20 protein-coding genes are annotated in these 22,346 nt (G+C 64.7%); 6 read left to right on the top strand and 14 right to left on the bottom strand.

Annotation, left to right across the window (positions count from 1 at the left end; translation table 11 throughout):
• Positions 1 to 55: 55 nt before the first annotated feature.
• From SAC06_RS04435 to SAC06_RS04400, 8 genes are all read right to left on the bottom strand, one after another.
• Complete coding sequence (locus tag SAC06_RS04435) at positions 56 to 271, bottom strand: antitoxin (RefSeq protein ID WP_350259003.1); 216 nt, start codon at positions 269 to 271, stop codon at positions 56 to 58.
• Positions 272 to 365: 94 nt separating this feature from the next.
• Entirely contained in the window at positions 366 to 926 is a 561-nt protein-coding gene (locus SAC06_RS04430; RefSeq protein WP_350259002.1) for a hypothetical protein, read from the bottom strand.
• Between the two features lie 135 nt (positions 927 to 1,061).
• On the bottom strand, positions 1,062 to 2,717 hold the full coding sequence (locus SAC06_RS04425) for an MFS transporter (RefSeq protein WP_350259001.1): 1,656 nt from the start codon (positions 2,715 to 2,717) through the stop codon (positions 1,062 to 1,064).
• Positions 2,714 to 3,154 carry a DUF2871 family protein gene (locus tag SAC06_RS04420; protein ID WP_350259000.1) on the bottom strand — a complete coding sequence of 147 codons (441 nt, stop codon included), beginning with the start codon at positions 3,152 to 3,154 and terminating at the stop codon, positions 2,714 to 2,716. Before SAC06_RS04420 ends, SAC06_RS04425 begins: the two co-directional genes overlap by 4 nt.
• Positions 3,155 to 3,245: 91 nt before the next feature.
• On the bottom strand, positions 3,246 to 3,878 hold the full coding sequence (locus tag SAC06_RS04415; RefSeq protein ID WP_350258999.1) for a response regulator transcription factor: 633 nt from the start codon (positions 3,876 to 3,878) through the stop codon (positions 3,246 to 3,248).
• 11 nt (positions 3,879 to 3,889) lie between these two features.
• Complete coding sequence (locus SAC06_RS04410) at positions 3,890 to 5,086, bottom strand: sensor histidine kinase (protein ID WP_350258998.1); 1,197 nt, start codon at positions 5,084 to 5,086, stop codon at positions 3,890 to 3,892.
• A 52-nt stretch (positions 5,087 to 5,138) separates the two neighbouring features.
• The gene (locus SAC06_RS04405; protein WP_350258997.1) at positions 5,139 to 5,828 is read right to left on the bottom strand and encodes an NAD(P)H-hydrate epimerase; all 690 of its coding nucleotides are present in this window, start codon (positions 5,826 to 5,828) and stop codon (positions 5,139 to 5,141) included.
• A 56-nt stretch (positions 5,829 to 5,884) separates the two neighbouring features.
• Entirely contained in the window at positions 5,885 to 6,742 is an 858-nt protein-coding gene (locus SAC06_RS04400; protein WP_350258996.1) for a DUF4396 domain-containing protein, read from the bottom strand.
• 233 nt (positions 6,743 to 6,975) lie between these two features.
• Between SAC06_RS04400 and SAC06_RS04395 the strand changes: the two genes are divergently transcribed.
• The 4 genes from SAC06_RS04395 (at position 6,976) to SAC06_RS04380 (ending at position 12,881) form a co-directional block, all read left to right on the top strand.
• Complete coding sequence (locus SAC06_RS04395; RefSeq protein WP_350258995.1) at positions 6,976 to 9,168, top strand: NTP transferase domain-containing protein; 2,193 nt, start codon at positions 6,976 to 6,978, stop codon at positions 9,166 to 9,168.
• A 150-nt stretch (positions 9,169 to 9,318) separates the two neighbouring features.
• Positions 9,319 to 11,739, top strand: a complete 2,421-nt coding sequence (locus SAC06_RS04390) for a GH36-type glycosyl hydrolase domain-containing protein (protein WP_350258994.1) — start codon at positions 9,319 to 9,321, stop codon at positions 11,737 to 11,739.
• Positions 11,740 to 11,865: 126 nt separating this feature from the next.
• Positions 11,866 to 12,477: a hypothetical protein gene (locus SAC06_RS04385; RefSeq protein ID WP_350258993.1), complete on the top strand. Its 612-nt coding sequence runs from the start codon at positions 11,866 to 11,868 to the stop codon at positions 12,475 to 12,477.
• Positions 12,474 to 12,881, top strand: a complete 408-nt coding sequence (locus SAC06_RS04380; RefSeq protein WP_350258992.1) for a hypothetical protein — start codon at positions 12,474 to 12,476, stop codon at positions 12,879 to 12,881. The genes SAC06_RS04385 and SAC06_RS04380 overlap by 4 nt, the downstream gene beginning before the upstream one ends.
• A gap of 114 nt (positions 12,882 to 12,995) precedes the next feature.
• Here SAC06_RS04380 and SAC06_RS04375 read toward each other — a convergent pair whose 3' ends face one another.
• On the bottom strand, positions 12,996 to 13,901 hold the full coding sequence (locus SAC06_RS04375; protein WP_350258991.1) for a hypothetical protein: 906 nt from the start codon (positions 13,899 to 13,901) through the stop codon (positions 12,996 to 12,998).
• 185 nt (positions 13,902 to 14,086) lie between these two features.
• Here SAC06_RS04375 and SAC06_RS04370 point away from each other — a divergent pair, with 185 nt between their 5' ends.
• Positions 14,087 to 15,346, top strand: a complete 1,260-nt coding sequence (locus SAC06_RS04370; RefSeq protein WP_350258990.1) for a sensor histidine kinase — start codon at positions 14,087 to 14,089, stop codon at positions 15,344 to 15,346.
• Positions 15,322 to 16,002, top strand: coding sequence for a response regulator transcription factor (locus tag SAC06_RS04365; RefSeq protein ID WP_350258989.1), 681 nt, complete (start codon positions 15,322 to 15,324; stop codon positions 16,000 to 16,002). The genes SAC06_RS04370 and SAC06_RS04365 overlap by 25 nt, the downstream gene beginning before the upstream one ends.
• 26 nt (positions 16,003 to 16,028) lie before the next feature.
• Here SAC06_RS04365 and SAC06_RS04360 read toward each other — a convergent pair whose 3' ends face one another.
• The 5 genes from SAC06_RS04360 to SAC06_RS04340 form a co-directional block, all read right to left on the bottom strand.
• Positions 16,029 to 16,865, bottom strand: a complete 837-nt coding sequence (locus SAC06_RS04360; RefSeq protein WP_350258988.1) for a PfkB family carbohydrate kinase — start codon at positions 16,863 to 16,865, stop codon at positions 16,029 to 16,031.
• A complete protein-coding gene (locus tag SAC06_RS04355) occupies positions 16,858 to 17,634 on the bottom strand; it encodes a YggS family pyridoxal phosphate-dependent enzyme (protein WP_350258987.1) in 777 nt (258 codons plus the stop codon). Before SAC06_RS04355 ends, SAC06_RS04360 begins: the two co-directional genes overlap by 8 nt.
• 180 nt (positions 17,635 to 17,814) lie before the next feature.
• On the bottom strand, positions 17,815 to 19,734 hold the full coding sequence (gene glmS, locus SAC06_RS04350; RefSeq protein ID WP_350258986.1) for a glutamine--fructose-6-phosphate transaminase (isomerizing): 1,920 nt from the start codon (positions 19,732 to 19,734) through the stop codon (positions 17,815 to 17,817).
• Positions 19,735 to 19,819: 85 nt separating this feature from the next.
• Positions 19,820 to 20,383, bottom strand: coding sequence for a TetR/AcrR family transcriptional regulator (locus SAC06_RS04345; RefSeq protein ID WP_350258985.1), 564 nt, complete (start codon positions 20,381 to 20,383; stop codon positions 19,820 to 19,822).
• Between the two features lie 32 nt (positions 20,384 to 20,415).
• Positions 20,416 to 21,918, bottom strand: coding sequence for an MFS transporter (locus SAC06_RS04340; RefSeq protein ID WP_350258984.1), 1,503 nt, complete (start codon positions 21,916 to 21,918; stop codon positions 20,416 to 20,418).
• Between the last annotated feature and the right edge of the window lie 428 nt (positions 21,919 to 22,346).

Genomic DNA, 22,346 nt, shown 5'->3' with positions numbered 1-22,346 from the left:
GGGAGATCATCCCAGGGCCACTTTCCTTTGGGCCACTCAGCCCCACATTTAGCTGCTATTCTTCACCGAGTTTTCGATCGGCCGCCTCGCGGGCCTGGTCGATCTTCTCGTCAAACTTGCCCCCGGTCAGACCTTTGGCGGCTCCAGCCGCCCGGTCGAGGAGGGCATCCGTCTTCTCCTCATCTTTCAGATCGTCCCGGTGCTCCTCAAAGACACCCTTAGCTTTCTCTACCATGCCTTCAGCTGACTTCTTCAGGTCGTCAAAGCCCATTTCTACCTCCATGTTTGCTGTGATCCGACTCACTTATTATAGGGCGGAAGTCCCGCTGGCGGCAGGTTGAAAGCCCCTCAAACCCGATTTATTACTAAACTCGCCGACCGGTGAAAGCCAAGGTCACCGTAAGGTTGATCAGGCCGGCGGCCACAATTATCACAGCGACTCCGTACCGGAGCGGAGCGAACTGCGCCGCCAGCAGTTCGCCCTGATAGTCGGCCGCGGCCCGAGCGGCAGCCACCTGCGTTTGGTTGAGCGAGTTGACCCCGTTAGTGACGGCGTTGGCCGTATCCGCCGCGGCGTTTTGAATGCCCGTATAGGCGTCTCCCCCGTAGGCCTGCATGGCCGTATGCTGGTTCAACTGCTGGTACGGGATTGGCCCCAGACTTGGTTGGGCGACCGACCCGAAGGCAATCCAGGCCCCCGCCGCCAGGCAGAGAGCCAGAATCACCACGGCCCCCACCTGCAGGAACTGGTCCACTGCCCGGCCGGAGCGGGCTCGCGCGCCGACCTCGGGGCCCGGATCCGGTTCCAGGTGTTCGGCTGACCCACCCATTGGCTCCCCCGGTAGCTGCGAACCGGTGGTGGGCAGCGGCTGGGTGCCAGGTAGGTAGTCGGGGTCGGTCTGATCGGTTGATGGGTTGTAAGTCATGAGCTGGTCCTTTCCTGAGCTGACTGTGCTGCTTCAGGCTAAGGGAGGGCTCCGACAAGTGTGGTTGGCCGAACCGGGATTGCGGGCAAAAAAAGGCCCGAACCGGCAAAACTACCGGTCCGGGCCCATCCGATTTCAGTGGCGACGCGCCGCCAACGTCAGGTTGATTGCCCCGATCAGGCCGAGCACCAGGAACACTGCCCCGGTCAGCAAAGCCCAGGTGGTGGCGTCGGTAAATCCGTGGGCCAGGGCCTCCAGGGTGGCCGAATCCGCGCCTTTGGCTCGCATCTGCGTCAGGTTGGTCCCGCCGGTCAGGCGGGTGGTGTCAGCCAGTTGGCTGGCCTTCTCCGAACTGATTCCCACTTTCTCCAGTGCCCGCGGAACTGCCAGGGCCACGGTGATGGAAAGTGCTCCACCAGCAAAGGCCGTGCCAAAGGCCGAGCCGATCTGGCGGACCGTGCTCTGGGTGGCAGATCCCTCCCCGGACACCTCAACCGGAACGTCCTGCAGCACTGTGCCGGTCAGTTGGGCCGAAGCCAGCCCCAAGCCCAGACCGTAGAGCACCAGCGGAGCGGCAATAATCCACCCGTTCAGGGTCGGGGTCAGGATCAGAGCCAGGACGACGATCCCAATCACCTCGAGCGACAGCCCCAGAATCACGGTGCCGGGTGAGCCCAGTTTGGCGGCGAGGTGGCGCGCAGCCGCCCCCGACAGGAAGGCGCCGGCGGCCATTCCCGCCAGGACAAATCCGGAGTCCATCACGTCAAAGCCGCGCGCGTTCACCAGGAACAGGGGCAGAACGAACAGAATCGCGAACTCGCCCACGGCCACCATCGCGGCCGTGAGATTGCCCCAGGAGAACGTCGGCAGGCGGAACAGGCCCAGCTCCAGGACCGCGGGGCGGCCCACTTTACCCCGGTGGTGTTCCCAGAGCAGGAACCCGGCCAAGGCGATCACCGCCACGGTCAGAGTCACGGGGATTGGTGAGATGGGGGCGTCTTTCCCCCAGGTCAGACCGGCCAGCTTCAGCTCACCAATCGGGGTCCACCATCCCAGGGTCGGCCCCTCAATGATGGAGAACACGAGCGCCCCCAGCCCAACCGCGCTGAGGCCCACCCCCACCAGGTCGGCTCCGGACTTGGTGACCCCGCGGGTCTCGGGCACCACCAGGTAGGTGAGGACGAAGAGGATCACACCGATGGGCACATTCACCCAGAAAATCCAGCGCCACGAGGCGTACTGGGTGAGCGCTCCCCCGATCAGGGGGCCGATCGCGGCGGCCCCGGAGATAACCGCGCCCCAAACGCCAAAGGCAGCGGCCCGGTACTTGCCGCGGAAAATCGCGTTAACCGTCGACAGGGTCGAGGGCATGATGCACGCCGCCCCGACCGCCTGGACAGCCCGAGCCGCCAGCAGGGTTCCGGTGGTGGCTCCCGCCGCGGCCAGCATGGACCCGCCGACGAAGATGATCAGGCCGGTCTGGAACAGTCGGCGCCGACCCCAGCGGTCCGCCAGGTTCCCGCTGGAAAGCAGCAGAGCCGCCAGCAGCACCGCGTAGAGACTGTTGACCCACTGGGCGTCGGTCAGGTCCATCTTCAGGTCTTTGATGATGTCGGGCAGGGCCACCCCCACGATGGTCCCGTCCAGCACAATCATCCCCAGCCCGGTGGCCAGGATTCCGAGGGTGGCCCACTCGCGCCCACTGGGGGCCACGATCTTCTCAGACCCACCCGCAGGGGTGGTTGGGCTGTCGGCGGTCGGTGCGCTCGACCCGCCTGCGTGGCGACTCACGACGCCACCTCGGTGCGTGCGTGGGCGGGGGCAGTCAGGGCCCACACGCCCTTGCCGATCCAGATGAATAGCAGCAGCAGACCCACGGTCAGTCCAATGTGCCCCAGCCCCGCAATGCCGGCGTGGGCGGCTCCCGGCTCGGTCCCCAAGACCGTCTGGGTCCCCCCGACCCAGAGCGCGCCCGCGGTCAGGATCAGCCCGAAGTTGTAGACACCAAAGCCCCACCAGTAGAGCCGGCCAGTGTTGAGCTGCAGGCTGCGCTGGAGGACCAGGAGCAGCAGCATCACCAGGGTGCCGAGCGTCAACAGGTGCGTGTGCACCACGCTGAGCTGGGTGAAGCCGGTAAAGTCGCGGGGCCTGGTCAACTCCCGATAGAACAACCCTGAGATCAGACCCAGGAGGGTGTAGCTGGCAGCAGCCAAGAATGTGGTTCGCATAATTCTCCCTTCTGCCTTCATTCTGGTCAGGCAGCAGGGCCGGCGCGGACCGGCAGGTCAACCGAATGGTTGATTCGCAGTTTGAGGTGCGCTACACCAGACCCAGCTCGCGCCCCTTAGCTACCGCCGCGGTCCGGGATTGGACGCCCAGTTTGGCATACAGGTGCACCAGATGCGTCTTGACGGTGGCTTGGGAGACGAACAGTTCCCGGGCCATCTGCTCATTGGACCGACCCAAAGCCAGCAGGGCCAGCACTTCCAGTTCACGTTCGGTGGGCGAGGCGACCGTCGACAGATCCCGTTGGCGCAGCCTAGTTTGAACGGATGAGCCCCAGACCGGACGCCCGGCCGCCGCCAGGCGAATGGCCGCCACCAGGTCTTCGGTGGGGGCATCCTTCAACAGGTAGCCGGTGGCCCCCGCCTCAATGGCAGCCAGAATGTCCGCATCGGTGCCGTAGGTGGTCACCACCAGGACCGCAGGTCCACGCCGGGCCACCAGTTCGCGGGTGGCTTCGGACCCGCTCATCCGCCCGGGCCCAAACCGCAGGTCCATCAGCACCACGTCCGCCCGATTCGATTCGGCCCATTCGAGCAGCTCTTCCGCGGTGGCCAGTTCGGCCACCACCGCCAGGTCCGGCTGGGCCTCCACCAGGGCTCTCAGTCCAGCCCGCACCACCGGATGATCGTCGACCACCACCACGTCGATCAAGGCTTTGTCTTTCACCCCGGGATCAGTCAACTCAGCTCCACCGCCTCGGTCTCGAGGCGGACTCCCAACGCGGTGCCGCCCCCGGGCTCAGACTCCACCGTCAGGGTGCCGCCCATTTCCTCGACCCGCCGGCCCATCGCGGTCAGACCAAAACCCCCGCCCGAGGTGGCCGGGTGCTCGGGGTCAAATCCCACCCCATTGTCGACAATGTCCAGAAGGACCTCGCCGGGCAGAAAGGTGAGGGTGACGGCCGCCTGGGAGGCATGCGCGTGCTGCACCACGTTAGCCAGTGCCGACTGGGCGACTCGGAGCAAGCCGGTCTCAACCGGCACCCCGAGTGAGCGGCGCCGGCCCTCAATCCGAACCTCGACCTGCAGGTGCTCGTCGGAGTTCTTGGCGCCCACCCGCACCAGCGCTGCCGCCAAGTCCGAGTTGTCCAACTCTCCCGGGCTGAGGGCACGCACCACGCGGCGCACCTCGGCCAGATTCTCCTGGGTGACCAGACGCGCCCGGCCCACCAGCTGCTCCACCTCGGGATCCAACTGGCGACCGGTGCTGTCAATTCCGCGCAGCAGCAACTCCACTCCGGCCAGCCCCTGAGCGACGGTGTCGTGGATTTCCCGCGCCAACCGTTCGCGCTCCCCGGCGAGGAGCCGGTCCTTTTCCGCCTCGGCCAACAGTGCCTGGGCCGAAGCCAACTCGGTCAGGGCCCGCTGTCGCGCCTGCGACTCTTTTCTAACCATCTCAATGGCCAGGACGAATCCGACCGCGGTCAACGCGCCGATCACCGGCCCCAACACCAACCCCACCTGGTCGTCGCCGGGTGGACGCCCCATCATCCCGTGCACCACAGCGATGGTGAGGGTTACCCCCACGGCACCGACCCCGTAGAACGAGCCGAGCGCGTGCATTTCAATAATCATCAGGGGGAAAGCCACCCAGACGGCGCTGGGGGTGTTCAGCAGCATCAGAGCCCAGGCCAGGTTGAGCGAACCCATCCACAAGATGGACTCGATTCGGGTGGGCCGCAGACCCGCGCGGCCCGGTCGGGGGTGGGCGCGCAGTCCGTAGATCAGGAAACAGGCCCCAAACAGAAGCGCCCAAATCAGGGTCAGGTGCCGCTGAGCTGGCGGGGTTCGCACCACGGCCACCACCGTGAGCGCAAACACGATGGCGTCCAGCAGGTACAGCCACCGCTGGGAGATCGAGGACGGCGTTTCCATGCCTTCACCCTAGTGCAACCGGTGAAACCAAGCTGCGCCCACCTTCGGCGCTCTAACCGACTTGGGTGGGCGACAGCTGGCTCAACTGTGGGCCGAGCCCAATGTCGATCAGATGGAGGCGCCCGCACAGGCGCGGACCCTCACCCACCAGCTGACCGACCTTGTAGGCCCCGAAAGTGACGGTCAGGTCCGCTGGCAGCACCGCCGGATCCGGCACCTCCCCGGTGTCGCAGTCCAGTCCCGAAGGCAGGTCGACGGCCACCACCAAACCCAACTGTCCGGCCGACCGGAGCTGACTGAGCACCGCCACTACCTCGCGCGCGGGGTTCCGCAGGGCCGCCCGCCCGGCCGAGCCGGTCCCCAAAACTCCGTCCACCACCACCGAGGCTCGCGGCGCGTACTCCCCGACCGCGGCCACCAGCTCGGCCACGGGTGCCCCCGGCTCGGCCAAAAGTTCGGCCCCGGTGTCGAGGGCGGCTTGGAGCCCGCCCTGGTGGATTCGGCCCGCCACCGGCAACACCTGGACGAGGCGGCCCCAGTTGGACAGTTCGGCCGCCGCGTAGAGGGCGTCACCACCGTTGTTTCCCGCCCCCACCACCAGCAAAATTGGGCCACCTTTTTTGCCCAGCTCCGCCTCGATCTGGGTGGCCAACCCGCGGGCAGCGCGAGCCATCAGCGGCTCACCGGCGGCAAGCAACGGGCGTTCGGCAGCCACAATCTGGGCGGCAAAATAGGCATCCACGGGATCAGCTCCTTGGTTCAGGTTTGGTCGCTGCTCGGAGGATATCAGCAGCCGGTTTACATCTGCTCCTTGATTCCCCGGCGGATCAGGAACCAGTTCATCGGGTAGGCGGTGGCGAACCCGACCAGCATGGCTACCTGCATCAGCAGCCAGAACAGGGCGGTGTTGGCGGCCACCGGACCGCCGAACCAGGCTGGGAACAGCCAAAGTTGTCCGAGCGCCATCGTCAGGTACATCCCGACTTGCCAGCTGGTCAGAGACAGGGTGTCGGCCTTGATTGCCGCCCACCAGGCTTGGCGGCGCCCAAGTTGTTTCATCGAGGTGATGGCCCAGTATTGGAACGTGATCCCCACCAGGTAGGCCGCCACGAAGGTGAGCACGAAGTGAGCAAACAGGTTGTGCGAGAACAGCCACGGGTAGCCACCCAGCACCAGCAGGCTGGGAACCGCGAACAGCAGCCATTCAACGGCCAGGTCCGCCAGCGTGCAGCCCGCTCCGCAGTGACAGGTGCCCAGGAAGACCGACACCGGGAAGGGTCGGGAGGAGCCCATGTTCATTGGCTTGGATCCGGGAGCCATCGACATTTTCGCGTCCATCGGGGTCATGGACATGGCGCCCATCTCACCCATTGTGGCTGAGCTCGGTGCTGTCCGAGGTGTTGGGCCCGGGTGCGGGTCGGGGCGCGGGCCCGGATGCAGGTTTGGGCGCGGGGCCCGGCCCCACCGCCAGTAGGCCGCCAGCCAAAGTACCGAGCCAAACAGTGCGGTGACCGGCCAGACCACGCTCATGACGGTCATCGGTTGGGGTCGGCGCCAAACATCAATCGCGATCACCAGGGCACAAATCAACGCCAGGGCCAGGCTGATGCCAGCCACGACGGTCAGCCAGGTTGGCACGGACAGGGCAGCGGTCATCTGGTTCTCCCTGGTCGGATGGTTGGATGGTCGGATGGTTGATGCGGTCCCAGGATAAGTCCGGCCGCCCGCGCGAGCACGTGGAAGGAACCGATTGCCTGGCAAAACCCGGTGGCATCCTGGGCTCGGGTTTGTTAGGATTACTAACTAAGTGGATGGTGTCTTCATCCGACCGGATGACAGTGTCTGCTCGCAGGCTGACCCGAACCAATTTCACACCGAGGAGAAGATTGGTGGCTAACTCTACCGCCCCCACCTGGACCCAACCCCCGACTACCGCCGTGGTGTTGGCTGCCAGTCCCGACCGGCAATCTCAAGATCTACTGGCCGCCGAGCTGTCCGACTCCACCGTGGCCCAACTGGCCCTGGCAAACGTCCGCGCGGTGGTTCCCCCCAGCCGAATCATCGTGGTGCTTGGCCCCGACGACGACCACCTGCGCGCCCTGCTGGGTGAGGACCTGACCTACGTGACCCAGGCGGAAGCTCTCGGAACCGGCAATGCGGTCGCCGCAGCTCGGGAGGCCATCCCGGCCGACACCGTCCAGCTGCTGGTGACCTACGCCGACACCCCGCTGCTCCGTCCCAGTTCGCTGCGCGGGCTCCTGAACCGGCACCGCCTCCGCCAGGCCGACTTCTCCCTTCTGACCGCGGTCGTCCCCCACCCCCTCCCCTACGGGAGAATTGAGCGAGGCGAAGACCACCTGGTCAAAGCCATTGTCGAACCGGAGGACCTGCAGGGCGAAGAGGTCAACCTCCACGAGATCAACGTCGGTTCCTACGTGGCGGCACCCGAAGTACTGCTGGAAAAGATCGACCAGTTGGCCAAAAACGGCGAGCACCGCCTGACCGAGGTTGCGCGCCGCTTCCTCGACGTCAACTCAAAGGTGATCACCTACCAGATTTACGACTCTGACGAAGTGCAGGGAATCAACACCCCCGCGGAGCTGCAGCGCGCAGCCGACATTGTCCTCAAGCGCCTGTTCATGCCGAAGAAGGACACCGACACCACCATCAAGTTTGGCACCGGCGGGTGGCGCGCCATCATCGGCGAGGGCTACACCCTGGGCAACCTGCGCCGACTTTGCCAGGCCATCGCCAACGAAGCTACCCGCCAGGGCATCGACCAGAAGGGCGTGGTTATCGGCGGTGACCGCCGCTTCCTATCCCGCGAGTCGGCCGAAGCGGCGGCCGAAGTCTTCGCCGGAAACAACATTCCGGTCCGCCTGCTACCTGAGGATGTCCCGACCCCACTGGTCACGTTTGCCGCTCCCTATCTGTCGGCCGCCTACGGGATCATCATCACCTCCTCGCACAACCCCCCGAACTGGAACGGCGTCAAAGTTTTCCGCACCGACGGCTCGCTGCCGCTGGACGCAGAGACTGACCGGTACCAGGACGAGGCCAACGCGCTGCGACCCGAGGACGTGATCACCCTGGATCTGGACCTGGCTCGCCGGGCCGGGATGGTGACCGATGAGGCTCTGACCGACCCCTACATCGACGCCATCGAAGAGATTGTCGACGTCGAAGCGGTCCGAGGCTCCAACCTGCGCGTGATTGTCGACCCCATGTACGGGACTTCGCAGCTGACCCTGGGAACAATCTTGTCCGACATGCGGGTCCAAGCCGAGTTCATTCACGCCTCCCACAACCCGCTGTTTGGCGGGATCGCCCCGGCCCCCGATTCGGAGCGACTGACCTCGCTCAAAACCATGATCCGGGCAGGCGGAGGGAAGTACGACCTGGGGATGGCCACCGACGGCGACTCGGACCGGATCGGCATTGTCGACGAGAACGGGCAGTACGTCACCACCAACGACCTGCTGCTGCTGGTCTACTGGTACCTGCACGAGGTCCGCGGGGAACGCGGCGGCGTGGTCCGGAACGTCTCCACCACCCACCTGCTGGACCGACTGGCCCACCACTTTGGCGAGCCGGCCCGCGAATGCAAAGTCGGGTTCAAGCACGTGACCGCCGGGATGGAAGAGATTGACGCCCTACTTGGCGGGGAATCCTCCGGTGGCCTGACGATCCGCGGCTGGATCCTGGGCAAGGACGGGATCTTCGCCTGCGCCCTGGTGGCGGAAATGCTGGCCCGGACCGGCAAGCGCATGTCCGAGCTCCTGGCCGACATCTACCAGCTGACCGGCCGCCTCTACTCGGTGGAGGACTCCGTGCCGGCCACGCCGGAGATGCGGGTCGAGGTGCCGCGCCGCCTCGCCAACGAGCCTCTGACCAAGATTGGCCCCTACGCCGTGGAGCGGATCAGCCACCTGGACGGGACCAAGATTTTCCTGGAAAACGACAACTGGGCCCTGCTGCGCTTCTCGGGCACCGAGCCGCTGCTGCGCCTAACTGCCGAAGCTGACACCCCCGAGAAGGCCACCGAACTGTTGGAGTGGCTGCGCGGCTTCGTCACCGCCTAACTCGGCAACCGATCAATTTCAGAGCGCCCGGTCCCGGTCGGGTTGTGGCCCACTTCGGGCCGGGCGCCTGCTCTGGACCGCCCCCGAGCCTCAAATACTACGAAACCCCAAACCTACGAAACCCCCAAAACTACGAAACAAGGACGCACAATGCAGTACGGCTATTTCGACAACGACCACCACGAGTACGTCATCACCCGACCGGACGTGCCCGTCTCCTGGACCAACTATCTGGGAACCAAGGACTTTGCCGCCGTCCTCTCCCACAACGGCGGCGGCTACGCCTACTACAAGTCCCCCGAGTACGGTCGGATCACCCGGTTCCGGCAAAACGGGGTGCCGCTCGATCGGCCCGGGCACTACCTGTACGTCCGCGACAATGAGGACGGCGACTTCTGGTCCGTATCTTGGCAGCCGGTGGGCAAACCCTTCGAAGGCGACGGTCCCGACGTGGCTTCCTACCGGTCGGCCCACGGGATGGGCTACACCCGCTATGAAGCCGACTACCGGGGCATTCACGCCGAGCAGACCGTCTTCATTCCTCTGTCTGACGACGTCGAGGTGTGGGACGTGCGGGTGCGGAACGACTCGGATCAGACCCGGCACCTGAACCTGGCTGCCTACGTGGAGTTCTCTTTCCACACGATTTCCATCGACAATCAGAACCTGCAGATGTCGCTCTATTCCGCCGGTTCCAGCTATGAAGACGGCATTATCGAGTACGACTTCTACTACGAGCCGTGGACCTACCATTTCTTCACCTCCTCGAGCGAGCCGAGCTCCTGGGACAGCCTGCGGGACAGCTTTATCGGCCCCTACCGGACCGAGTCGAACCCGCTGGCGGTGGAGCGGGGGGCCGGGTCGTGCCAGTCAGGCACCACCCAGAATCACTGCGGCTCCCTGCAGCACACTGTCGAGTTGGCTCCCGGTGAGAGCGCCCGGATCGTCTACCTGCTGGGTTACGGTTCCCGCGAGGAAGCTGGTCGCCCGATGCAGGCCAAGTACTCGGATCTGGCCAACGTCGATGCCGAGTGGGAAGCCCTGAACCAGTACTGGGCCGCCAAACGCTCGAAGCTGCAGATTGACACCCCCAATGAGGGGATGAACACCCTGATCAACACCTGGACTCTGCTGCAGGCGGAGACCTGCGTGCAGTGGTCCCGCTTTGCCTCTTTCGTCGAGGTGGGTGGGCGCAATGGGCTGGGCTACCGCGATACGGCCCAGGACGTGATGAGCGTGATTCACTCCAACCCGACCAAGACGCATCAGCGACTGGTGGAGCTCCTGCGCGCTCAGGTTTCCTCCGGCTACGGCCTGCACCTGTTCGACCCGAAAGCCTTTGATCCGGACGCGGTCCCGCTCCCGGACGTGCCCTCCCCCACGGTGGTGCCGACTCCCTCGACCGAGGACCTGATCCACGGGTTGGAGGACACCTGCTCGGACGATCACCTCTGGCTGGTTCCCTCCGTGGTCGAGTTCGTCAAAGAGACGGGCGATTTCAGCTTCCTGGATCGGGTGATTCCCTTTGCCGACGGTCCGGAGGCCACCGTTTACGAACACCTGAAGGCCGCCTTGGACTTCTCCTCCGCCCAGATCGGCCCGAACGGGGTGGCCCTGGGCCTGCGCGCCGACTGGAACGACTGCCTAAACCTGGGTGGCGGCGAGTCGGCCCTGGTGACCTTCCTACACGCCTGGGCGACCCGGTCTTTCCTTGAGTTGGCTCGGGCACTGGGCCGGGATGAGGACGTGGCCAAGTACGAGGCGGAGCTGGCCCGGATTGAACGGGTAGCTAACGAGCAGCTCTGGGATGGGGCTTGGTGGATCCGCGGTTACACCCGCGACGGCGTCAAGATTGGTTCAGAAGCCAATGAGGAGGGGAAGATCTTCCTGGAGCATCAGGCTTGGCCCGTCATTGCCGGCATCACCTCGCAAGAACGCGGCGAACAGTCAATGAACTCGGTCCGCGAGCTATTGGGGAGCCGCTACGGCAACCACCTGAACTGGCCCGCGTTTACTAAAGTTGACGACACAGTCGGATTTGTCACCCGGGTCTATCCGGGGATCAAAGAGAACGCCTCCATTTTCTCTCACCCCAACGCTTGGCCAATTATCGCCGAAGCGCTGCTGGGCCGCGGAGACGAGGCGGTCGCGTTCTACGACGCGATCAGCCCCTACCAGCAAAACGACAACATTGAGGTGCGCGGGGCCGAGCCCTACGCCTACGTCCAGTTCATCTACGGGCGCGACCACGAGCGGTTCGGGCTAGCGCAGAACCCCTGGCTGACCGGGTCGGCAGGTTGGATGTACACGGCGGTAACCAAGTACATCCTGGGGATTCGCCCGGGCCTCGACGGCCTGACGATCGATCCGGCTATCCCCCACGATTGGCCCGGCTTTAGCGTCACCCGTCAGTGGCGCGGAGCCACCTATCAGATCCGGGTGCAAAACCAGGGTCAGGTGGGCCACGGGGTGAAGTCGCTGCGGGTTGACGGGGTGGAGCTGGACCCGAGCCAGCCGATTCCGCCCGCCGAGCCCGGCACTGAAGTGGCGGTCGAGGTGGAGCTCTTCTAGTCTCTGCTGGGCACCGACGGGGAGGGAACCGATTGGTTCTCTCCCCGTTTGCTCAGCTGGGGACAACCGACAATCTGTCAAGCCCCAAGCCTTGATTTTCAATTATCAAGTCTGTAGCCTTGGAACATGTTTGTTTTGACTGCCGATCAGCGGGCATCGCGCCGCGGGCCTGACCTCGTCCCCGGCGCGCTGGCGGTGCTGGAAGACCTGCCCACCGTCCTGCCCTTTGAACGGACCATCGGCGATGAAATCCAAGGGGTGCTCTCCGATCCAGCGATTGCCCTTCTGGCTGCGGCCCGATTGAGCCGAGCCAACCGCTGGTCTATTGGGCTGGGGGTGGGCCCGATTGAGAGTCCGCTGCCCCCAACTTCGCGGGAAGGACGAGGGCCGGCTTTTATCGCCGCCCGCGAGGCAGTCGAGCGGGCCAAAGGCCTCTACCCCTCCGTCACTGTGGTCGGGGCCGACACGAAACAGGTGCATGAGGCTCGGACGGTTCTGTCTCTCTTAGCCGGGATCTGGGTCAAACGGACCGACCCCGGGTGGGAAGCCGTCGACACCATGCTGAGGCACGGTGGAAGCCAGGCGGGAGCCGCCCGCTCCCTGGGGATCTCAGAACAGGCCATCTCCCAGCGGTTGAAAACTGCCCTCTGGCAGCTAGAGTTGGACGCCCAGCCCCTGATTGTGGACCTGCTGGACCGGGCCAATCGGGCCAGCTCGGATGAGAGGACCTCCCCGTGAACCCTTGGTTGACCATCCTGGTCGTCACCGTGGCCCTCCTGGTCAGCGCCGGGGGTGGCTATCTGCTGGTGGCGGGTCTGTTTCGACTGATCGCCAACGAACCCCCAGCCGGGTCCACTCCGGACCCTGGCGAACTGGCCCGTTCAGACCATCCGGCCGAAAAGGTCCTGCGCGGGGGCACGTGGATCGGAATTCTGGAGCGGCTGGCCACCACCGCTTCCCTGCTGGCCGGGCAGGTGGCCCTGGTGGCGGTGGTCGTTGCCATCAAGGGGTTTGGGCGCTTCGACCAGCTGAAGGGCAACCCGGCCGCCTCGGAAAAATTCACCGTCGGCACGATGGCCTCCCTGCTGTGGGCAGGTGCGGTTGGCGGTCTGGCTCGACTGGTTCTTGCCTGGCTGGCCTAGCCCGCACCAGCAGTTCCCCAGCTCCACACTTTTGACCAGCGTCGGCCCCACCCCCTCCCCGGCCGCAACCGGACTGAGCTTGGGGTGGGGCCGCCATCTGTGTGCCCGGCTAGCCTAGGACAGTTGGACAAACACCTCGTCCGCAAAGAAGCCAGGACTGACCCGAAGGAGCCCGTCAGCCCCCTCAGGAACCTGGATCACCACGTTTCCAGTGCTGGAGGCATCCTTGTACAGCTCATTTGCGCCAAAGATCGGCTCCGGCACCACCACCGGCGCGTCGTAGCTATTGGAGACCGTGCCATCAGCATTGACGAAGGCCACTGACACCTCTCCGTCAAGTCCCTTATCCTCACCCAGGTAGGTGGCGGTCAGGTTCACCATCAGGTACTGCGTCCCGGGGGCAGGTTCGTCGTTGAACTGATTCGCCGCCATAACTTCCTCGTTGGCATTGGCGGTGACCGAGTTGATCGTCACGCGCCAGTCCTTCGAAGTAATCTCGGTGCCGAGCGGGAGCGGGTTGGCGCGGGTTCCCTCTTCCCCGGCCGGCTCTTCTGCCGGTTCATCTGCCGGTTCAGTCTCGCCGTCAGATTCAGCCTGTTCAGCCGGTTCCGACTGAGCGGGTGCGCTGGTCTCAGTTGCTTGGTCCAGCTCTTCCAGGGCGTCGCCGACGGCACCCCCAACCACCCCGACGAAAACCCCGATGCCGGCAATGGTGCCGACAATTGAGACCACCAGGGCGCTGACTGCCAGCTTCTTCGGTCCGGGCTTGACCAGGGCCACGATCGCGAGGATGAAGGCGATCGGCAGCAGAATCCACCCGACAATCAGGATCCCGGGGATGCAGGCAAACACCGTGCCAACAATGGCCACGATCAGTGCAATCAGGGGAAGCTTGGAGGTGGGCGCACCCGCGGGAGGGGGAACCGACCCGGGCGGGACGGCACCGGGAGGCGTAGGAGCGGGCGGTAGCGGACCGGTCTGGGGCTGATTGGAGTCGGGGCCGTACGGGTTGTAGGACATTTGGATTCCTTTCTGATGGGAACAGTTTGGCCAGGGTGCTGGCCCTACCCAGGACGCTACCGACTCCCCCACTCTCGAGGGATCGTCCATCAGGCCAGAGTTTCGAGCCGAAAGGATGAGGTCGGGGGCCAACTAGTGGCCGAACGGAGGAAGGACTTGTCGGAGCTCTCTTCTATCGTGGGGGCATGTCGATTCCGGATCTGCAAAACCCGTCCCGGGCAGCCCAGTTGCCCTGGTGGCGCCGCCTGCTGTCCGCACTCGGGACCGCAGCCGCCGTCGTCGTGGTGGGTTTCTTTGGCATTGCCTTCGCGGTGCTCCCGATCAACTTTTCTTCCGCCAGCAGCGTGACTCTCTGGCACACCCTGGGGTTCCTGGCGGCCCTCCCGTGCGCAATCCTGCTAATCTGGCGCCGGTCAGCCCCCACCGCGGTTTTCCTCCTGACTTCGGCGCTCACCGTCCTGCTTCCGCTCTCACCGCTGGCACCGGCGGTCGCCCTCCCCTGGGTTTTGGCCCGCGGGTCTCGAAACACTTGGATCTGGGCAATTGTCCTGGCGACCGTGACTATTTCCCTCCCCCTTTGGCGGGACTGGCACTACGGCGTCAACGGTTCCGTTTGGATTACTGAGCCCGGGGATGTGGCTCTGGATGGGCCCACCTACCTGATCGGGGGCATAGCCATTTTGCTGGTCTCGATCGCGGTGGGCGGGGCACGCCGGTGGGCCGGACTGGCCGCGGGGGCTCAGCTGGCTGCCAACCAGGTCAGTGCCGAGGCGGTCCAGCTGCGGGGTGAACTCAGCCGCCAGGACGAACGGGAGCTGATCGCGCGGGAAATGCACGACACCGTGGCCAACCACCTGTCGTTGGCATCTCTGCACGCCGGGGTGCTAGAGGTGACCTCAACCGATGAGCAGGTGCTCGCCAATGCCCGGGCCATTCGAGAGCAAGCCCATCGGGCCACCGACGAAATGCGGGTGCTGATTTCATCCCTGCGCGACTCGACCCAGGACGGCTACCAGGGCGGGGTCCCCACATTTGCCGACCTGCGGGCCTTGGTCGAGCAGACCAGGCAAACCGGGGTGAAGGTAAACGCAGAGATTGCGGCACCCGGCTTGAATGAGCTGCCTCCGGCCCTGGCGCGGGCCACCTATCGGATTGTGCAGGAAGCACTGACCAACGCCCTCAAGCACGCCCGTGGTTCGGGCATCGGGGTGCTGGTTGCCGTCCAGCCGGAAGTCCGGGTCGACATTGCCGTCTCCAACTGGATTGTACCCAGGGCACCCACCGACTACGCCGATCCGAATTGGAAAGACTGGACCCCACCGGGAACGGGCACCGGACTGCTGGGGATGCGGGAACGGGCAGAATCACTCGGGGGCGGACTATCAGCCGCAGCCAACAACAACAGATGGGAGGTCCGGGCGTGGCTGCCGTGGACAAGAGCGTGACAGCGGTAATCATCGACGATGATGCCCTGGTCAGACAATTATTGGGAACAATTCTTCGGGCCAGTGGAGTTGAGGTCGTGGGTGAGGCCGACGACGGCGACCAGGTACTGGACGTGGTCGCCCGGACCAACCCCGACGTGGTCCTGATGGACCTGCGGATGAGCCGAATTAGCGGAATAGAGGCCACTCGAGCCCTCCGACGGCGATCCGAGCGTCCCGGCATCCTGGCAATGACTTCCTTCGACACCGAGGCCGCCATCTTGGACGCGGTCTCAGCCGGTGTCAACGGGTTTATCGCCAAGGATGCACCCCCAGACGAGATCGTACAGGCAGCCCGGCTGGTCGCTCAGGGTGAGGGGTCACTGTCCCCCCGGGCCACCCGGTTCGTCCTCAACCAGGTGAACCAGGTTGGGGCCGCCTCGTCCAAACCCGGGCCGTCACCCGTGCTCGACTCTCTCACCGACCGGGAGCTGGAAGTCGCACTCCTGGTTGGAAAGGGCTACACCAACCAGGAAATTGCCGACCAGCTGATGGTCAGTTTGGCCACGGTCAAAACGCACCTATCCTCCGTGATGACCAGGCTCGGAACCACGAATCGGACCCAGGCAGCGCTGATGGTAGACCGGGCGCTTCGCGGCGAATCAAGCCTGAAGTAGGCTCCGGCTCGCCGGCCCAGCAGCCCTTAGCCGAGCCGGCGCTGCTCGATCGCCCGGTTCACCTGGGCGGCGCCGCGGATCACCGCTTCGGGTAGTTCCGCTCCAGCAACCAGGGCGGCCGTCAAGCCGGCGGTGAAGACGTCCCCCAGACCCTTGGCGCCGGTGGTCAGGCGCGGCGAAGAGCTCACCTGCACCTCGCTAGCCGTCACGACGACGTTTTGGACCCGGTCCGCATCCAGCGGCACGCCCGTTACCACCACCGACTTGGCACCCGCGTCAGTCAGCTGGCGGGCCATTGCCACCAGCGCTGACAAGTCCTGTCCGTCCGGCGGTGTCCCCGCCCCGCTTAGTTGGGCCAGCTCAAACAGGTTCGGGGTGATCACGTCGGCGCGGGGCACCAGGTACTCGCGCACAGCCGGACCAACTGCCGGATCGGTGTAGAAACCCACATCCGCGTCGCCCAAAGTGGGGTCCAGGACGAACCACGGTTGGGAACTGGCGTGCCTTTGCTCCAACCAGTTCGCCACCACCTCGGCTTGGGCCGGGATCGCCAAGTAGCCAGAAGTGACCGCACTGAGGTCGGTCAAGGCGCCGGTGGCCGCCAGGTCTGTCAACGCCCCCCGGATCCACTCTGGCGCGACCGCCAGAGTCTGCACCGACGGATAGTGCGGAAGGTTGGATAGCAGGATCGTCGGGACCGAGCTGGCCCTAATTCCGGCCGCTGAGTAGATCGGCAGCGCCGCATTCAACCCAACCGAACCGTGGAGCAACTGCGAGCCGAAAGCCAGCACCTGCGGAAGTCGAACGTCGAGCTCAAGCTGCTGCGCCTGCCCGGCATCCGTGGTGTAGAACTGCTCAGGCATTCGTCTCCCCCGGCCAATAGTAGGAGTCCGGCAGCGCCCGGGAGCCAAAGATGGCCTGACCAACTCGAACGCAGGTGGCCCCCTCTTCAACCGCAATCTCGTAGTCGCCGGACATCCCCATCGAGAGTTCGCCCGGGCCCAGCAGCGCCGGATCCTCGCCGCGAATCTGGTCGCGCAGGTTCCGCAGCAGGGTGAAGCACTCGCGCACCCGCTCCCCATCGGAAGTGAACAGTGCGAGCGTCATCAGTCCCTGTACCCGCAGGGTCTCAAACTGGTTCAGCTGGTGCAGGAAGGCGCGCACTTCCTCCGGCGGCAAGCCGTACTTTTGCGGTTCCTGCGAGGTGTTGACCTGTACGTACACATCCAGGCTTCTGCCCAACCGGTCCAGGCGGCGATCCAACGCCTCCGCCACGCGGAGGGAATCGAGCGCCTGAAACTCGTTGGCAAAAGCGGCCACATCCTTAGCCTTGTTGGTCTGCAGGTGGCCGATCACCGCCCAGGAAATCTCCAGATCAGTCAGGTTCTGCCACTTACGTTTGGCTTCCTGCACCTTGTTTTCCCCGAGCTGATGGCACCCGGCCGCCACCGCCAAACGCAGGCGCTCCTCGGGAACGGTTTTGGAGACAGGCAGGAGGCGAACGGAACTAGGGTCGCGGCCAACGCGGGAAGCGGCAGCCTCGATCTTGGCGCGAACCGCAGCCAGGTTGGCGGTAAAGTCAGCCACGGTGTGGGCGGGCGGATAGACGGGAACATTTTCGGGAGTGCTCATCAAGTTTCCTTCACTGGTGTTTGGCTAATGGCGGTCCAGTGCCCCGCTAGTCCGGTCCAAACAACAAGTCTTCCCCCTCGTGCCCTGCCGCCTGGGCCCGGCCGGGCCGCGCGACAAAGCTATCCTACTGCGCTGGTGGGCCGCCTCGGGGGCGGTTCCACCAAGTCCAGTGCCTGGCCGCTACTCGACGGTGACAGACTTAGCGAGGTTTCGGGGCTGGTCCACGTCCAAGCCCTTGGCTTCGGCCAATGCGCAGGCAAACAGCTGCAGTGGGATCACCTCGAGCAGTGGCAGGTACAGGGTGGGGGCCGGAGGCACCCGGAAGATGACGTCGGCAAACTCGTTGACCGAGTTGTCACCCTCCTCGGCAATCACCAGCGTCTTGCCACCCCGGGCCCGGACCTGCTCAATGTTGGAGACAGTCTTTTGGTGCAGTTCCGGGCGCCTCGGCGTGGGTACAACCACGAACACGGGTGTCCCCTCCTCAACCAGCGCAATTGGACCGTGCTTGAGCTCGCCCGCGGCAAAACCCTCCGCGTGAATGTAGGCGATCTCCTTCAGTTTCAGTGCCCCCTCCAGCGCCACCGGGTAGCCGACGTGGCGGCCCAGGAAGATGACCGACTCGACCCCGGCCATGGAGCGTGCCACCTGGCGCACCGCCTCGGCCTCGGCCAACACCCGCTCCATCTTGGCGGGGATTTGGGCCAGCCCATCCAGATAGTCGTGCACCTCGTCCAAGTACTTGTTCCCGCGGATTTGTGCCAAATACAGCCCCAGCAGATAGGTGGCGGTGATCTGGGCGGTGAAAGCCTTCGTCGAAGCTACCGCAATTTCCGGACCCGCATGGGTCAGCAGCACGGCATCGGACTCGCGCGCGATGGTGGAGCCGGGAGTGTTCACCACCGCCACCACCCGTGCCCCCTGATTGCGGGCATGGCGAATGGCCATGATCGTGTCCATGGTTTCGCCCGACTGAGACACCGCCACCACCAGCGTTTTCTCGTTGACCACCGGGTCGCGATAGCGGAACTCGTGGGCCAGTTCCACCTCGACCGGGATCCGACACCAGTGCTCGATGGCGTAGCGTGCGACCTGGCCCGCATAGGAAGCGGTCCCACAGGCGACGATGATCATTTTGTCGACCCGGCGCAGAAGCTCTTCGGAGATTCGCAGTTCGTCCAGGGTCAGCCGCCCGTGGGCGTCGAGCCGATCCGCCAGCGTGTCCTGCACGGCGCGTGGCTGCTCGTGAATCTCCTTCTCCATGTAGGTGTCCCAGCCGTCCTTAGAGGCCCGGTCCCGCAGGAAGTCAATTTCGAACTCGCGGGGGGTGACTGCCTGACCGTCCTGGTCCACCACCACTACTGCGGTCGGAGTGACCGCCACCGCCTGATCCTGCCCGATTTCCACCGCGTGCGTGGTGTAGTCGGCAAAGGCCAACGGATCCGAGCCCAGGTAATTCTCCTGCTCCCCGCGCCCAATCACCAAGGGCGAGGAACGCCGCGCGGCCACCACCAGGTGGGGGCAATCGCGGTGCAGTGCCAGCAGGGTGTACCCACCCACCAACTCGCGGGTAACCACCAGCATGGCGGCCATTAGGCGCCGCCCGGCCACTAGCTCGTCCCCCTCCAGCCCGGGCAGGTCGCCGTCCCACTCGGGTAAATCCGGGCGGGTGAGGGTCCAATCCAGCAGGTGCAGAACCACCTCGGTGTCCGTCTGGGACACGAACCGGTAGCCGCGAGAGTGGAGGTCGGCCGCCAGCGTCGAAGCGTTCTCAATGATGCCGTTGTGCACCAGTGCCAAGGACCGGTCCGGGTTGAACTGGGGGTGGGCGTTTGCTTCCGACGGCTCCCCGTGCGTGGCCCACCGGGTGTGCCCAATAGCGGCCGTGGCCGGGGTCGGAGGCTCATCTTGCAGCGCCCGGCGCAAATTGACCAGCTTGCCGGTCCGCTTGACCACGGTCAAAGCCTCGGCTCCGGGAGCGCCCAATCCGATCCCAGCGGAGTCATATCCGCGGTACTCGAGGCGCTCCAGTCCTTGGAGCACGACCTGCTCGGGGCGAGATGACGGGTTCTGACCTACGTATCCAACGATTCCACACATGGGATTATGCAACCACTAGGTCCCCGGTCCCAGCAAGGATTTCACCGGGTCCGGCGGAACTTTCTTTTTCCCGGATCGAAGTGGGCTAGAGTGTGCCCCGGTAGGTGAGCTCGATCAGGTCCTGAGCCAGCTTTCGGGTGTCCTCTTCCGACAGGATTGGGCCCCACAGCGGGCCAATGTTGATCCCGTCCGAGGCGGCAATCACCACTCGGGTGACGGCCGGGTCCAGTCCGTCGGCCTCAATTTCCCGGCGCCACTGTTCGGAATCTGACTGCAGTATCTCGTGGAGCGAAGGCGAATCCATCAGGTGTGCAGCCAACGAGATCTCGTCGCGCAAGCCCACCGTGTCGATACTGTCGGCGAAACTGACCTGCAGGTACGCCCGGGCTACCCGGCCCGGCCTGGGGTCGTCATGATCGATGGCTGCCTCCACCTCGGTGCGGAAGCGTTTGACCAGATCAACAGCCAATCCCTGCAGCAGTTCTTCTTTGCTCGGAAAATGGTAGAGGAGGCCGCCCTTGGAGACGCCTGCCTCAGCTGCCACCTCAGAAACGGGTGTGGCCAAACCTCGGCGCCGAATGATCCGAGCCGCGGCGTCAAGGATTTGGCGTCTAGTCTCGACCGGGGTCCGGCCTGCACTTCTTCCCATAGACGAAGCATCCTCTCTCGGTGTGCCCATGTTTAGGCGTGAACGACGTTCCGCTCTTTCCCGGCGGGAATGACCAAATCAGCAACTAGCGCTGCCACCACCATAATAGCCGCCGCGATCAAAGTAGTGGTCTCCATCGCATTCACAAATGCCTCGCGGGCTGCGGCGAAGGCGGTACTGCCTGGATCAAGCACCTGGGCCGCGCTCGCCAGGGAGTCCCGCGTCTGCTCAGCGGCGGCCGGACTCAGGTGGGCGGGTAAGACCAGGTGGGCCCGATAGAGGACGGTCACCACCGAACCCAAAATGGCGATTCCCAAAGCCCCACCCAACTCGTACGCCGTCTCGGAGATTGAAGCGGCCGAGCCGGCTTTTTCGGGGCGCACCGCGGTCACAACCGCGTCGATACTGAGCGCTTCAGCGATCCCGTTCCCCAGGCCCAGCGGCACCAGCGCGACCAACACCCAGCCCAGGCTCTGGGTGTGTTCGGCTACCGATACGCCCACCAGTCCGGCCGCCCCGAGCAGAAGGGCTGCCGCGATGGCTCGCCCCCGCCCGAGCCGGCGGAACAAGAACCCCACGAAGACGAAGGCCGACATGGCCCCCAGGGCCACCGGCAGCTGAGCGATCCCCGCTCCTAGCGGCGACAATCCGCGAGCCAGTTGTAGGTACTGGGAGAAGAAGAACAGCACTCCGGCCAACGCGAAAATTGAGATCAGATTGACCAGGACGGCACCGGTAAAGGCCGGGTTGGCGAACAGTCCCACGTCAATCATCGGGTCTTTGGAGCGCCGCTGCCGGGTCACGAACAGCACCAGCCCGACCACCCCGGCCACAAACGCCCCAATGGTCACCGGCCCAAAGTCTCCCCCTGCCAGCTGCTTGATGACAAAGACGAACGGAACAATAGCCAGCAGAGACAGTAAGGAAGACAGTAGATCGAAGCGAGCTGGCTGCGGATTGCGCGACTCGGGCAAGAGCCAGGCACCGAAGATCAGGAGCAGGACCACGACCGGCAGGTTAATCAGGAAGACGGAGCCCCACCAGAAATGCTCCAGCAGTGCCCCACCCACCAGGGGCCCAATGGCAATGCCGCCCGAGGAGGCGGCAGACCAGATGGCCACCGCTTTGGTTCGCTGACCCTCATCGGGGAAGATGACGCGAATTAGTGACAGCGTCGAAGGCATGATTGTTGCCCCCGCGATCCCGAGAATCAGGCGTGCGGCAATCAAAACCCCGGGGTTGGGGGCGAAGCCGGCCAACAGCGAGGCGAACCCGAAGGCAGCAGCACCAATGAGGAGCAGGCGCTTTCGCCCCACCCGGTCGGCCAGGTTACCCATGGTGACCAGGAACCCGGCCACCGCCAGCGAGTAAATGTCGCCAATCCACAACACCTGAGTGGCGGTCGGCGCCAGATCGGCCGTCAGCGCAGGGACAGCCAGGTAGAGGACCGTGGCGTCAATGGCCAACAGGAGAACCCCGGCCACCAGGACCGCCAGGCTCGCCCACTGACGGGCAGCGCTAAGCTCTCGACTCACTTACTGCCTCCCACTACTAAACCGTCTCGTCGGTACAGTTTATGGAGGTGTATGGCACACGTCAACTCTTTCTCAGCATTTGCTGGACACCCGGGCGGGTGAAGCCAAGCCCTACCCCCCCAGCAACTGGCTCGCCAGACTACCCGCAGGGCCCTCCCATGAGCTCGACCAGGCACTGCTCCCCAAACTCAAAGGAGAGTGTTCACACTTAGGACTCTGAGCCAGCCAGGTCTCGGCCGGGAGCCAGTCCGACTGACATATCCGCACAAGCCAAGGTCAACACCTAATTGACAACGCGCTCCACTGAAGTGGCAGCCTGTGACACGTACCCACCCGCCTGGTGGGCCATACTCATTCTTAGGCAGCGTCCGGCTGCTGCACCAGGTGTTAGCGCCAACGGAATCAGGCTGCGGTTCTCTCCAAAACCC

Source organism: Scrofimicrobium sp. R131, assembly GCF_040256745.1.
Lineage (GTDB): Bacteria > Actinomycetota > Actinomycetes > Actinomycetales > Actinomycetaceae > Scrofimicrobium > Scrofimicrobium appendicitidis.
This window is presented reverse-complemented; position numbering and strand designations above follow the sequence as displayed.